Source organism: Sphingomonas sp. 66-10 (assembly GCF_001897045.1).
GTDB lineage: Bacteria > Pseudomonadota > Alphaproteobacteria > Sphingomonadales > Sphingomonadaceae > Sphingomonas > Sphingomonas lycopersici.
This window is the reverse complement of the sequence record NZ_MKRR01000111.1, coordinates 164,614-178,170: the sequence shown is the minus strand read 5'-3', so window position 1 is coordinate 178,170 and position 13,557 is coordinate 164,614. Positions and strand designations below refer to the sequence as shown.

Annotated in this window: 13 protein-coding genes; 6 read left to right on the top strand and 7 right to left on the bottom strand. The window is 69.5% G+C overall.

All coding sequences use genetic code 11. The features are described 5' to 3' along the window. Both BGN95_RS11690 and BGN95_RS11685 read right to left on the bottom strand, forming a co-directional pair. The coding region (locus BGN95_RS11690) for a chorismate-binding protein (RefSeq protein ID WP_502688283.1) at positions 1-727 on the bottom strand (727 nt) is incomplete at its 3' end. A gap of 1 nt (position 728) precedes the next feature. Beyond that, positions 729-2,678, bottom strand: coding sequence for a peptidylprolyl isomerase (locus BGN95_RS11685; RefSeq protein ID WP_286772682.1), 1,950 nt, complete (start codon positions 2,676-2,678; stop codon positions 729-731). Between the two features lie 163 nt (positions 2,679-2,841). Between BGN95_RS11685 and tpiA the strand changes: the two genes are divergently transcribed. Then, positions 2,842-3,576, top strand: coding sequence for a triose-phosphate isomerase (gene tpiA / locus BGN95_RS11680; protein ID WP_286772708.1), 735 nt, complete (start codon positions 2,842-2,844; stop codon positions 3,574-3,576). 94 nt (positions 3,577-3,670) lie between these two features. On the opposite strand, the gene BGN95_RS11675 is transcribed toward tpiA, so the two are convergent. Next, positions 3,671-3,979, bottom strand: coding sequence for a DUF1905 domain-containing protein (locus tag BGN95_RS11675; RefSeq protein WP_179511473.1), 309 nt, complete (start codon positions 3,977-3,979; stop codon positions 3,671-3,673). Next, positions 3,976-5,355: a leucyl aminopeptidase family protein gene (locus BGN95_RS11670; protein ID WP_286772681.1), complete on the bottom strand. Its 1,380-nt coding sequence runs from the start codon at positions 5,353-5,355 to the stop codon at positions 3,976-3,978. Before BGN95_RS11670 ends, BGN95_RS11675 begins: the two co-directional genes overlap by 4 nt. Positions 5,356-5,434: 79 nt before the next feature. Here BGN95_RS11670 and trxB point away from each other — a divergent pair, with 79 nt between their 5' ends. Both trxB and BGN95_RS11660 read left to right on the top strand, forming a co-directional pair. Further along, positions 5,435-6,403, top strand: coding sequence for a thioredoxin-disulfide reductase (trxB, locus tag BGN95_RS11665; RefSeq protein WP_179513625.1), 969 nt, complete (start codon positions 5,435-5,437; stop codon positions 6,401-6,403). Between the two features lie 22 nt (positions 6,404-6,425). After that, the gene (locus BGN95_RS11660; protein ID WP_265269189.1) at positions 6,426-7,949 is read left to right on the top strand and encodes a S10 family peptidase; all 1,524 of its coding nucleotides are present in this window, start codon (positions 6,426-6,428) and stop codon (positions 7,947-7,949) included. Here BGN95_RS11660 and BGN95_RS11655 read toward each other — a convergent pair. From BGN95_RS11655 to BGN95_RS11645, 3 genes are read right to left on the bottom strand one after another with little or no spacing between them, the layout of a single operon-like run. Further along, a complete protein-coding gene (locus BGN95_RS11655) occupies positions 7,933-8,718 on the bottom strand; it encodes a hydrolase 1, exosortase A system-associated (RefSeq protein WP_179511476.1) in 786 nt (261 codons plus the stop codon). The genes BGN95_RS11660 and BGN95_RS11655 overlap by 17 nt on opposite strands. Continuing rightward, positions 8,706-9,314 carry an alpha/beta hydrolase family protein gene (locus BGN95_RS11650; protein WP_286772680.1) on the bottom strand — a complete coding sequence of 203 codons (609 nt, stop codon included), beginning with the start codon at positions 9,312-9,314 and terminating at the stop codon, positions 8,706-8,708. The genes BGN95_RS11655 and BGN95_RS11650 overlap by 13 nt, the downstream gene beginning before the upstream one ends. Before the next feature lie 47 nt (positions 9,315-9,361). After that, on the bottom strand, positions 9,362-9,634 hold the full coding sequence (locus tag BGN95_RS11645; protein WP_179511478.1) for an acyl carrier protein: 273 nt from the start codon (positions 9,632-9,634) through the stop codon (positions 9,362-9,364). A 339-nt stretch (positions 9,635-9,973) separates the two neighbouring features. Between BGN95_RS11645 and BGN95_RS11640 the strand changes: the two genes are divergently transcribed. From BGN95_RS11640 to BGN95_RS11630, 3 genes are all read left to right on the top strand, one after another. Further along, positions 9,974-11,464 carry an AMP-binding protein gene (locus BGN95_RS11640; RefSeq protein WP_286772679.1) on the top strand — a complete coding sequence of 497 codons (1,491 nt, stop codon included), beginning with the start codon at positions 9,974-9,976 and terminating at the stop codon, positions 11,462-11,464. Beyond that, entirely contained in the window at positions 11,461-12,687 is a 1,227-nt protein-coding gene (locus BGN95_RS11635; RefSeq protein ID WP_286772678.1) for a pyridoxal-dependent decarboxylase, exosortase A system-associated, read from the top strand. Before BGN95_RS11640 ends, BGN95_RS11635 begins: the two co-directional genes overlap by 4 nt. Before the next feature lie 100 nt (positions 12,688-12,787). Continuing rightward, positions 12,788-13,441, top strand: coding sequence for an XrtA/PEP-CTERM system exopolysaccharide export protein (locus BGN95_RS11630; protein ID WP_265269193.1), 654 nt, complete (start codon positions 12,788-12,790; stop codon positions 13,439-13,441). Positions 13,442-13,557: the final 116 nt, after the last annotated feature.

Sequence of the window (13,557 nt, the reverse complement as noted above, 5' to 3'; positions counted from 1 at the left end):
CGCCCGCAGTGATATAATCCTTCGCCCGCGCGACCATCTCGCCGTAGCGACCCGCCGGCAGCACCGGGTTGAGCGCGATCTCGGCGGGATCGCCGGTGACGCGCGGCGGCAGCGCGGCGGAAGCGAGGCGGGCCTCGACCGCATCGAGCCGTTCGTCGGCCTCGGCAACGATCGCCGCGGCATCGCGCGTCGCATCGGGCCATGCCGGCGCGACGAGGAACAAGGCATCGGCGAGCCGGTCGAACACCAGGATCACCGTCGGCCGTACGAACATCATGTCGGGCAAGCCGAGCGGGTCGGCGGCGGGAATCGCGAGATTTTCCGCGAGCGCCATCGTCTCATAGCCGAAATAACCGACGAGACAGGCGAGCGCCGCAGGCAATTCCGCCGGCACCTCCGCGCGGCACTCGGCGACGAGCTTGCGCAGCGCGGCGAGCGTCGGCTCGGGGCAGGGGGCGAAGGCGTCGCGATCGGTCAGCCAGCGCGGGTTGATCGCTGCGTCGTTTCCTTGAGCGCGGAACACCAGATCGGGGGCGAGCCCGATCAGGCTGTGGCGCCCGCGCACCGATCCGCCCTCGACCGATTCGAGCAGGAAATCGCCGCGCCCCGGCTCGATCAGCTTGAGCGCGGCGGCGACCGGGGTCTCGGTATCGGCGATGCGCCGGCGCCAGACGAGCGCCGGCTTCCCCGCGGCGAGCGTGGCGACGGCGGGGTTGCTGGGCGCCACGTTATTGATTGGACGCGTCCTTGCCCGAAAGGTCGGCCTTGATCCGCGCGAGTTCGGCGGCGTTGCGGGTCACCTTCACCTCGGCCTTGACGGCATTGGTGAACTGCTCGGCATATTCGCGCCCGACCAGCCGGCCGAGATCGCGGCGCGTCGAGGCGAGCAGCGGCGGCATGCTGGCGGCATCGCCGGCGACGATCGTGTCGAGCTTGACGATCAGCCAGCCCGCGCCGCCCGGCGCCTCGAGCATCCGCGCGCCGCCGCCGGGCAGGCTGAACAGCATCGCGAGCGCCGGATCGACCCCGCGCGGGTTGCTGGCGAGCTGGCCGCGTACCGCGCCGATCGGCTGGATCTTGGCGCCCTTCGCCCCGGCCTCGTTGAGCGCCTGGGCGAGCGGGGTGCCCTTCTGCACCTTGGCGAGCGCGGCGGCGGCGGCGGCGCGGGCCGCCCTGCGCGCGCGATCGGCCTGGACGTCCTTCACCACCGCCTCGCGCACCTGCGCCAGCGGGCGCGGCGCGGCGTGGACGATGCGATCGAGCGCGACCAACGCGAAGCTGCCGTCGGGGGCGGTCTGCACCATTACCGGCGCGTCGCCTTCCTCGGCCGCGAACGCCGCCTTGATGATCTCGGCCAGCGCCGGATCGGGCTTGGACGCGGGATCGTCGGGGTTGAGCCCGGTCGCGGTCAGCGCCGGGGTCGATTGCGCGGTGAGCTTGTTGTCGCCGACCAGCTCGGCGAAATTGGCATTGTTCGCGATCGCATCGTCGAGCTTGTCGTGGACAGCGCCCAGCGCCGCGACGGTCTTCTGCTGGGTCAGCGCCTTGGCGATTTCCTCACGCGCCTCGGCGAGCGACTTGGCCGCGACCTGCTCGACCGCGTCGACGCGCGCGACGACGAAGCCGACCGCGCCCTTCGCCGGGCCGACGGTCGCGCCCTTCGCCGCGCCGAACACCGCATCGGCGGCGGCGGGGGAGGTCTGCGCGGCGTAAGCGCTCTTTTCCACGGTGTTGATCGTGCGCGGTTCGAGCCCGACGGCGCGCGCCGCATCGGCGATCGGCGCGCCGCCCTTCACCTTGGCGGCGAGCGCCTCGGCGGCCTTCTGGTCGAGCACGACGACCTGGGTGATCGTGCGCTTTTCCTTCGCCGCATATTTCGCGCGGTCCTTGTTATACGCCGCCGCGATTTCCGCCTCGCTCGGCTGGATCTGCGCCTTGAGCGAATCCGGGGTGACGCGGGCGTAGCGGATCACGCGGCGCTCCGGCACGGTGTAGCGCGCGGCGTTGTTCTTGTAGAACGCCTGCAACTCGGCATCGGTCGGCGCCGGGCCGGTCGGCATCGCCGCCGCCGGCAGCAGCGCGATCTGCCCCGAACGGCGTTCGAGCAGCAGCGAGGCATAAGGCAGCGAGAAGGACGCCGGCATCTGCGCCGCGCCGATCGTCGGGGCGAGCAGGAAGCGCGCCATCGCCTGTTGCGCAATCTCGCCCTGCACCTGCGCGTCGGTCATCCGGCGCTGCTGGAGCACGCGCTCGTAGATCTTCTGGTCGAACTTGCCGCTCGGCCCCTGCAGCGCAGGAATGCCCTGCAGCTCGCTGCCGACCAGCGCGCGGCTCACCGCCATGCCCTGATCCTGCCCGAACTGCTCGAGCGCGATCCCGGTAAGCAGCTGATCGAGCACGCCTTCCACCCCGCCGCCGGCGACGAAGGCGGGCATGTCGACGGTCGGATTTTCCTGGCGAAGCTGGTTGAGCTGATCGCCGACGCGCTGCTTGAGCTGGGCTTCACCGATCGCGACCCGCCCGACGCGCGCGACGGTGGTCTTGGTCATCCCGCCGGAGCCGGAGGCGAGCCCGGTAACGTCACCCGCGGCAAATGCGATTGCGATCACGCCGAGCGTGAGGAAGGTGATGACCAGACCGGCCTTTGAATTGATGATCCGCCGGAAAAAGCCGAGCATGCGCGTTGAAATCCGTAAAGTTGCGGTTGGAGGCTTTAGGGGGGGCGAACGGTGGCATCAAGGCCGCACCGGGTTGACGAACGGTTTGCGTCGCGATTGACCCTGACGGTGGCATCGCGCGCCCGGCATCGCTATCGCCCGTCCGAACACGATCGAAGGGAGCATCATGCGTCGTAAGCTGGTTGCCGGAAACTGGAAAATGAACGGGTCGCTCGCCAGCCTTGCCGAGCTCGATGGGATCGGCGCGGCGCTCGATCCGCGGATCGATGTCGCGATCGCGGTGCCCGCGACGCTGATCGCCCCGGCCGCAGCGCGCGCGGCTTTCCCGATCGGGGCCGAGGATGTCCACAGCGCCGACAGCGGCGCGCATACCGGCTGCATCTCGGCGGCGATGGCGAAGGAGGCGGGCGCGGCCTTCTCGATCGTCGGCCATTCCGAGCGGCGGCAGGGCCAGTGCGAGAGCGACGCCGATGTGAAGGCCAAGGCCGAAGCGCTCAGGCGGCACGGCATGAACGCGATCCTCTGCGTCGGCGAAACGCTCGACGAGCGCGAGGCCGGGCGTGCGGTCGCGGTGGTCACCGCGCAGGTGCGCGCCTCGCTTCCCGAGGGCGCGGCGGGTGACTGGCTCGCGATCGCCTATGAACCGATCTGGGCGATCGGCACCGGCCGCACCGCCACCGTCGAGGATGTCGAGGCGATGCACGGCGCGATCCGCGCGACGCTGGTCGAACTGCTCGGGGCCGAGCCGGGCGCGGCGGTGCGGCTGCTCTATGGCGGGTCGGTGACCGCGGACAATGCCGCGGCGCTGCTCCACGCGCGCGACGTCGATGGCGCGCTGGTCGGCGGGGCAAGCCTCACCGCGGCCAAGTTCGCGCCGATTATCGCGGCGGGGGCGTAATCTGCCAACGCCGGGGTGGGGTGACGCCACCTTGTGTCCCCGCCTTGGGCCCCAGTCTGGGCTCCCGCCTTCGCGGGCGCACATAGGGTGGGCACTACCGGTGGCTGATCTCGATCTCGACCGTCACCGGATCGCCCAGCGACACCCCGGTTTCCGCGCGCACCGCATCCTTGAGCGGCACCAGATAGCTCCCGTCGCGCGGAAACAGCGAGGTGGTGAAGCTGGCGCCGCCGATCGCCACCGTCACCGGCACGACGCCCCAGCCATAGCTCGCGACGCGCGCCGCCGCCTTGATCGCGGCGGCATGTTCGCGCGGGACGGGGGCGAAGAAGAACGGCGCCGGCCCGCGCCAGTGGATCACTTCGCTGTCAAAGGTGATCGCGAGCAGCGGGCCGTCGCTCATGAATAGCGCGCCTTGAGTACCTCCCACGCCGCGCGCAGCCCCAGCGCGTCGCCGCCCTTGGGCCGCCCCGCCTTGGCCGCCGGGCGCCACGCGAAGGTATCGACATGCGCCCAGGCGATATTGTCGGGGACGAAACGGCGCAGGAACAGAGCGGCGGTGACCGCCCCGGCAAACCCGCCCTCGGGCGAATTGACCATATCGGCGACGTCGGATTTGAGCATCTCGTCATAGCCGTCCCACAAGGGCATTCGCCACAAGGGGTCGCGGACGCGGACCGACGCGTCGAGCAATTCGGCCGCCAGCGCATCGTCATTGGCGAACAGCGGCGGCAGATCCGGCCCCAAGGCGACCCGTGCCGCGCCGGTCAGCGTCGCGAAATCGAGGATCAGCGCGGGCTCCGCCTCGACCGCCTTGGCCAGCGCATCGCCGAGGATCAGCCGGCCCTCGGCATCGGTGTTGGTATTCTCGACCGTCAGCCCCTTGCGCGTCCTGAGTACGTCGCCGGGGCGGAAGGCGTTGCCCGAAACCGCATTCTCCACCGCCGGGATCAGCAAATGGAGCCGCACCTTGAGCCGCGCGGCCATCACCAGCCCGGCGAGCGCCAGCATATGCGCCGCGCCGCCCATATCCTTCTTCATCAGCCGCATGCCCGCGGCGGGCTTGATATCGAGCCCGCCCGAATCGAAGCACACGCCCTTGCCGACCAACGCGATGCGCGGATGCGCCGCATCGCCCCATTCGAGCTCGATCAGCCGCGGCGCGTTTTCCTTCGCCGCCGCGCGCCCGACCGCGTGGATCATCGGATAGCCCGTCGCCAGCGCATCGCCGCGCGTCACGTTGAGCGTCGCATTATGCTTCTTGGCCAGCGCTTCGGCCGCCGCCTCCAGCTCCGCCGGGCCGAGATCGCCCGCGCCCGTATTGACCAGATCGCGCACCAGCGCGGTCGCCTCGGCGACGCGCAGCGCCTCCTCGATCCGTGCCGGCTCGCCCGACAGCAGCACGCGCGGCTCGGCCGGATCGGCGCGATAGCGGTCGAAGCGATATTGCCCGAGCAGCCAGCCGAGCATCGCCGCCCCGGGCTCGCCCGACGCGAGCCGATAGGTTCCCTCGGGCAGCGATGTGCCGAGCGAGGCGATTCGCCACGGCGATTCTTCGGGCTCGTTGCACACCAGCAGGTACGACCAGTCCTCCGCCGCCTCGCCGGGGAGCACCGCGCGCTCGCCGGCCTTGCCCGCCACCCGGTTCGCCGCGACCGTGCTGCGCACGCGCGGCGGCTGGCCGGCGAGCCAGTCGGCGAAGGCATCGGGGTGGACGATATGGAGCGCGCGCGCCGGCTGGCCGCGGTCGGGCTGAAGCATCGGTGAAAAGTCCGTCATGGGGCCACCAAAGCAGGACTTGTCCGCCCGCGCAACGCAGGCGGTTTGCAACTGGGGAGCGGGGCTCTACATCGTGCGCATGACCACGCACACCACCCGCATGCTGATCCTCGGTTCCGGCCCGGCCGGGCTCTCCGCCGCCATTTACGGCGCACGCGCCGGGATGCAGCCGATCGTCGTCCAGGGCATCCAGCCCGGCGGCCAGCTCACCACCACCACCGATGTGGAAAATTACCCCGGCTTCGCGGACGTGATCCAGGGGCCGTGGCTGATGGAGCAGATGCAGAAGCAGGCCGAGCATGTCGGCACGCGGCTGATGTGGGATACGATCGTCGAGGTCGATCTGACCAAGCGCCCGTTCCGGCTGATCGGCGACGGCGGCGATGTCTATGAGGGCGAGGTGCTGGTGATCGCCACCGGGGCGCAGGCCAAATGGCTCGGGATCGACAGCGAGGAAGCGATGAAGGGCAAGGGCGTCAGCGCCTGCGCGACCTGCGACGGCTTCTTCTATCGCGGCAAGAAGGTCGCGGTGATCGGCGGCGGCAATACCGCGGTCGAGGAGGCGCTGTACCTCACCAACCATTCCGACGACGTGACGCTGATCCACCGCCGCGATTCGCTGCGCGCCGAGAAGATCCTGCAGGAGCGGCTGTTCGCGCACCCCAACATCACGGTGCTGTGGAACAAGGAAGTCGCCGAATTCGTCGACGGCGGCGGCACCGCCGGGCTCGTCGCGCTCGATCTCAAGGATACCGCGACCGGCGAGGTTTCGCGGCTCGACGTGCAGGGCGGGTTCGTCGCGATCGGGCATCATCCGGCGACCGAATTGTTCCGCGGCCATCTCGCGCTCGACGACGACGGCTATATCGCGGTCCAGCCGGGGTCGACCCGCACCAGCGTCGCCGGTGTGTTCGCGTGCGGTGACGTGATGGACAAAATCTATCGTCAGGCGGTGACCGCGGCCGGCACCGGCTGCATGGCCGCGCTTGACGCGGAGCGTTTCCTGGCTGAGGCTGATTTCGAGAAATTGGCAGAAGCTGCTGAATAAGCACACGATTACCGGGGGGATCATGAAAGTCAGATTTGTACTCGCCGCGTCCGCGGCAATGATGTTGTTCGCCACGCCGGCGCTGGCGGCGGACAAGAAGGGCGACGCCGAAGCGGCGGAGAAGAGCGGCGATCCCGCGATCCCGCCGCCGGTCGTTTCGGTGACGCATCACACGGGGACGTTCGGCGGGGTGAAGATCGCCTATAAGGCGACCGCGGGCGAAACCTATCTCAAGGACAAGGACGGCAAGCCGCTCGCGGCGATCACCTCCTACAGCTATGTCAAGGAAGGCGCGGTCGATCCCAACCGGCCGGTGACCTTCCTGTGGAACGGCGGACCCGGATCGGGCTCGCTATGGCTGCAGATGGGGGCGTTCGGGCCCAAGCGCGTGGTGGTGCCGAGCGACGCCAAGGATGACGGCGCGCCGCCCTATCGCATGATCGACAATGCCGCGTCGCTGCTCGACGTCACCGATCTGGTGTTCATCGATCCTGTCGGCACCGGGTTCAGCCACGCGCTCGGCAAGACCGATCCCAAGGATTATTGGGGCGTCACCAAGGACGCCAAGTCGATGGCGGCGTTCATCCGGCTGTGGCTCGATGCCAACGGGCGTTGGAACGCGCCCAAATATATCGGCGGCGAAAGCTATGGCACCACGCGCTCCGCGGCGGTGATCAACGAGCTCGAGGGCAGCTACACCGATGTCGCGGTCAACGGCATCATCCTGATCTCCTCGATCCTGGATTTCAGCCAGGCGGCGGATTCCCCCGGCAACGAGCTGGGGTATGTCACCAATCTGCCGTCGATGGCGGCGACCGCCTGGTTCCACAACAAGGTGCAGGACAAGCCCGCGACCGTCGAGCAATTCGTCGCCGAGGCGAAGGCGTTCGCGATCGGACCCTATGCCTCGGCGCTGCTCAAGGGCAATGCGCTGAGCGCCGCCGAGCGCGCGCAGATCCTGCCGCAATTGTCGCGCTTTACGGGCGTGTCGCAAACCTATCTCGAACATGCCGACCTCCGGCTGTCGCCGGGTCGCTTCTACAAGGAGCTGCTGCGCGATCGCGGGCTGACGATCGGGCGGCTCGACACGCGCTATACCGGCAAGGATTACGACAATGCCGGGGAGGAGCCCGATAACGATCCGAGCTTCTACGGGATCGACGGCGCCTATACCGCGGCGATGAACCATTGGGTGCGCGAAGGGCTGAAATATTCCCCTGAGCGGGTCTACATCTCGATCGGCGGGGTGCGCGACTGGGATTGGAACATCGGCGGGCCGCGCGGCGGGGAGGGCTATCTCAACGTCGCGCCCTATATCGGCCGGGCGCTGCGCGAGAATAGCGGGCTCAGGGTGTTCGCCGGGCAGGGCTATTATGATTTCGCGACGCCGTTCTTCGGCGCCGAATATTCGCTTACCCGCACCGGGATGCCGACCGACGGACGCATCCAATGGCATTATTATAACGCCGGGCACATGATGTATGTGCGCGATGAGGATTTGCAGAAGCTTTCCAACGATATCCGCGCGTTTATTCGCGCGCGGTAACAAGATCGCGGATCGCCGCCGCCAGCGCGGCGGCGTCCGCCGGCCGCGCGAAGCTGTGCGATGCGGTGCGGACGGTGAGCGTGCGCGGCGCGATCCCGGCGCGGCGCGCGGCATCGGCATAAGCGATCGCGGTTGCATCCTGTTCGGCGAGGATGATGCGCGCATCGGTGCCCCAGGCGGCGATCGCCGCGAGCACGCCGGCGGTGAACGGATCATTCTGCGGACCGTTCTGCGAAATACGCCGTAACCCGCGGATAAGCTTGCCGATCGATACGCCGCCGGTGAGCAGTCGCCGCCACGTCGCCGGGTCGCGTAGCCGCGCGGCATAATGCGCGCGGATCGCCGGGGCGGGGGGCAGGTCGTCGCGCGGCTCGACCACCCAGGGATTGGCGAGCAGCACGCGATCGATCCCCGCGTCGCGCCCGTGATGCGCGAGCAACGTCGCGGCATCGCAATTGCCGAACGCGACCAGCGCGGCGACCTGTGGCGCCTCGCGCCGGAATGCCCCGCAGGCGGCGAGCAGATCGGCGCGCGCCGCGCGAAACCCGCGATTGGCACCCCCCGAATCCCCGACGCCGCGCCGGTCGTAGCGGAATACCGGCGTTCCTTCCGCCGCCAGCGTCGCGGCGAGCATCGCCATCCCGCGATGCGCCCCGCTGCGCAATTCGTTCCCGCCCGAGACGATCAACAGCCCGGTCGTGCCGTCCGCCTCGTCGAGCGAGCCGAGCAATTGATCCTCCTCGCACGGAAAGGCGATCAGCCGGCGCATATCGCGATCCAGTTGGCGAGATCGGTGGCGATCACTTCCTGCAGCGCCGGGTCGACCGCAGGCTCGCTCGCGCGCCACAGATTGCGGCCCGAAAGCAGGACGTCCGCCGGTCGCGGATCGCCCTCCAGCCGTGCGGCCTTCACCCGCGCGCCGGTCAGCGGCGCGGCGGCGGCGAGTTGGTCGAGCAGCGCGGGCGACAGCAAATTGCCGGCATAATCCGCATCCCCGCCGAGCTTGCGGAGGCGATCCAGTTCGCGGCGCTGATCCGTGCCGCTCAACGGCGCGAGGTGCCAGCGCCCGGCGAGCCGCGCGTCATTGTCGACCAGTGCGCCGCCGCGCCAGCTCATCGCGAACGCCGGCGTACCGAGGCTCGCCGCGGCATCGGCGAAGGCGTCGCGCCAGTCGGCCAGTGTCGCGTCGCGGGTTTCGATCAGGCTTTCGCCGGTGCCGGGCAGATCGGGCAGCGCCCCGCCGATCCCGCGCTCGGCGAGCCGGCGCAGCACGTCGATCGCTGCGGCGCGGGTGCGGTTGGCCTCTTCGAACAGCGGCAGCGCGACGACGACGACCGCGCCGTGCATCGGGCCGAGACGCAGCATCGCCTCGCGCCCGCCGCGCCAGGTGTAATGATCGATGCGGGGGGCGCTCAGGCCCGGACCTTGCCCGCCGCGAAGCGGGTCAGCGCGCCGAAGGTTTCGAGCATGTCGCCGTCGACGTCATCGTCGTCGATCGTGATGCCGAGCCGGTCTTCGAGCTCGGTCAACACCCCGGCGACGGCCATCGAATCGAGCTCGGGCAGCGCGCCGAACAGCGGCGTATCGGCGGTGAATGCCGCGACCTGCGCCTCGGGCAGCCCCAGCGCGTCGCGCAATACGCCGCGCACCGTCTGCTCGATATCGTCGTGGCCTTCCCGCTTCATGCGTGATCCCTTCCCCGCTGGGGAGGCGCGTTAAGGCCCAAAGGCGCACAGGGCAATGCCGCGATCGCGAGCCGGTCGATGTTCGCCGCGGCACCCCTGCACAATCCCGTCACCCCGGCCTTGAGCCGGGGTCCATCGGGAGGCAGACGCCGAGCAAGAGGCTCCAGCCGAAGAGCGTGCGGCACAATGGACCCCGGCTCAAGGCCGAGGTGACGGTGGGAGTAGGGCATCGCTCTCGAAATTGCCGAACGACGCCGCCTTGGGCTTCCCGCCGTCCGGCACGGCATGGCATGAGCGTTGGGGGATGAAATCTCCCCCGGCTTCGGTCATGGAGGGCCGATGGTGCCGCTCGATCCCGTCCCGCAGCCGATCGATCATGTCCTCGCCGGCGCGCCCGATGCGCCAGCGCTGATCGAGCGCGGGGAAACGCTCTCCTATCGCGACCTTGAGCAAGCGGTCGCGCGGCTGGCCGGCTGGCTCGCCGGGTTCGGCTTCGCCCCGGGCGATCGCGTCGCGAGCTGGCTGCCCAAGACCCGCGCCGCGTGCCTGATGCCGCTCGCCGCGCCGCGCGTGGGGCTGGTGCATGTGCCGATCAACCCGTTGCTCAAGCGCGCGCAGGTCGCGCATATCATGAGCGACAGCGGCGCAAGGCTGCTGCTGACCCAGCCGGCGCGCGCCGCGACGCTTGCATCCGAAGACCTGCCTGCGGGGGTCGTTCTCGCCGAGGCCGCCGGGGAAGGCGATGCGCTGCCGCGTTCTACTGCCGATCCGCAGGCGCTGGCGGCGATCCTCTATACCTCGGGGTCGACCGGGCGCCCCAAGGGGGTGATGCTGAGCCACGCCAACCTCTGGCTCGGTGCGAACTCCGTCGCACATTATCTTGAGATCGCCCCGGAAGATCGCGTTCTCGGGGTGCTGCCGCTGAGCTTCGATTATGGCCAGAGCCAGCTTCTCTCGACCTGGGCGGCGGGGGCGGCGGTGGCGCCGCTCGATTATCTCACCGCGCGCGACGTGGTGAAGGCGGTCGAGCGCGTCGACGCGACCACGCTCGCCGGGGTGCCGCCCTTGTGGGTGCAGTTGCTCGAGGCCGACTGGCCGGCCGAGACCGCGGCGCGGCTTCGGCGGCTGACCAATTCGGGCGGCGCGCTGACGATGCGGCTCGTCGCCGGGCTGCGTGCGATATTTCCCAACGCGCGGCTCTATCCGATGTACGGGCTGACCGAGGCATTTCGCTCGACCTTCCTCGATCCGGCGCTGGTCGATCGTCATCCCGAATCGATCGGGCGCGCGATCCCGCATGCCGAGGTGCTGGTGGTCCGCCCCGACGGCACGCGCGCCGCGCCGGGCGAACCGGGCGAACTGGTCCACGCCGGGCCGCTCGTCGCGCAGGGCTATTGGCGCGATGCCGAGCGCACCGCGCAGCGCTTTCGCCCTGCGCCGGTTTTCTCGCGCTACGGCGGGACGGCGGTGTGGTCGGGGGACAATGCGGTGGCGGATGCCGAGGGGCTGCTCCGCTTCGTCGGGCGCGACGACGAGATGATCAAGAGCGCGGGCAACCGCATCAGCCCCGCCGAGCTGGAGGAAGCCGCGGTCGCGGGGGGCGAGGCGGCGGAAGCGGTGGCGGTCGGCATTCCCGATGCGCGGCTCGGTCAGGCGATCGTGCTGGTGCTGCGCGGCGACGCGACGGCGGAGCCCGCACTGCGCGATCGGCTCAAGCGCGATCTGCCCAATTTCATGCAACCGGCGCGGATCGAGTGGCGCGACGATCTGCCGCGCAATCCCAACGGCAAGCTCGATCGCGCCCGGATCCGCGCGGAGGTGACGTCATGAAGCCGATGGGGCCGATCCCGCCCGAATTTGCCGGGCAGCAGGGGATGCTGACGATCGGCGGCCGCGCCGCGGACGATCTGGTGGCCGAGGCCGGATCTCCCTGCTTCGTCTACGATCCCGCGATCGTCGCCGCGCGGGTGGCGCGGTTTCGTGCCGCGCTGCCGGGCGTCGACCTGCATTATGCGATGAAGGCCAATCCTTTCCCGCCGTTGCTCGCCGCGATCGCGCCGCTGGTCGACGGGATCGACGTCGCCTCCGCGGGGGAACTCGCGCTGGCGCTCACCGCCAAGGCCGCCGCGAGCATCAGCTTCGCCGGTCCCGGCAAGCGCGACGCCGAGCTGGAGGCGGCGATCGCCGCCGGGGCGACGCTCAACGTCGAATCCGCCAATGAGGCACGGCGCGCGCTGGCGATCGGCGACCGGCTCGGGCGCACGCCGCGGCTCGCGGTGCGGGTCAATCCCGATCTCGAGCTCAAGGGCTCAGGGATGAAGATGGGCGGGCGACCGTCGCCGTTCGGTATCGATGCCGAGCAGGCCGCGGACGTGGTGCGGCTGATCGTCGCGGGTGGGGCGGACTGGCGCGGTTTCCATATCTTCGCTGGATCGCAGGCGCTCGATGTCGCCGCGATCATCGAGACGCAGGCGGCGACGCTCGCGCTCGCCGCGCGGCTGGCCGAGGAAGCGGGCGCCGCGCCGCCGCTGGTCAATCTCGGCGGCGGGTTCGGCGTGCCCTATTTCGCGGGCGACGTTGCGGTCGATGTCGAACGGATCGGTGCGGCGCTCGCTGAGGCGCTGGCGACGCGCGCCGCGATCCTCGCCGATGCGCGTTTCGCGATCGAGCTCGGGCGCTGGCTCGTCGCCGAGGCTGGGGTCTATCTGACGCGGGTGGTCGATCGCAAGGAGAGCCGCGGCGAGACCTTCCTCGTCGTCGACGGCGGGCTGCATCACCAGCTCGCCGCCAGCGGCAATTTCGGCACGGTGGTGCGGCGCAACTATCCGCTCGCGGTGGTGGGGCGCATGGGCGAAGCGGCGAGCGAGGAGGTATCGGTGGTCGGCTGCCTGTGCACCCCGCTCGATCGGCTCGGCGACCGGGTCGCGCTGCCCCCCGCAGCGCCGGGTGACGTCATCGCGATCTTCCTCGCCGGGGCCTATGGCGTCACCGCCAGCCCGGCGGCGTTCCTCGGCCATCCGCCCGCCGCGGAACTTATGGTTGGCCTTTCTTAAACGCTATCTTCACCTCTTAACCGCATAGCGCAAAAGGCAAAGTGCATCGGATCGGGGGGTAGGGGTTCCGCCCGGCCGCGTGCAGCTAAGGGGTGTGACTATGCGTTTTGGCAGTGGTTCCCGTGGGCTGACGACGCTCGCGCTGGCATCGATGATGCTCGCGGGGTGCGGTGGCGCGGGAAGCGGCGCGCGGCCCGCTGCGCTGCCGTCGGCGGCGTTCGTCGCCAAGGCCGAGCAGCCGGGCGAGCAATATGTCATCGGCCCGCTCGATTCCCTGCAGATCTTCGTGTGGCGCAACCCCGAACTGTCGGCGAAGGTGCAGGTGCGCCCCGATGGCCGCATCACCACGCCGCTGGTCAACGACATGCCCGCGGTCGGCAAGACCCCGGCCAAGCTCGCCGACGATATGAAGGCGGCGCTCGGCGAATATATCAAGGACCCGATCGTCTCGGTGATCGTGGAGAATTTCTCCGGCACGTTCAGCCAGCAGGTGCGGATCGTCGGCGCGACCGAGAAGCCCGCCTCGCTGCCCTATCGCGCGAACATGACCCTGCTCGATGCGATGATCGCGGTCGGCGGGCTTTCGCAATATGCCGCCGGCAATCGCGCGCGGCTGATCCGTTACGATCGCGCGACCGGCAAGCAGCATGAATATCAGCTCAAGATCAATCGCTTGCTCAAGAGTGGCGACGCATCCGCCAACGTCAAGCTCGAGCCGGGCGATGTGATCATCATCCCGGAAAGCATGTTCTGAGGCCGACGTGACAGGATTGTTCGACGAGATCAGGATCGTGCTCCACATGCTGTGGACGCGCCGCTGGATCGCGCTGGCGGTGGCCTGGGGGGTGTGCATCCTCGGCTGGCTGTTCG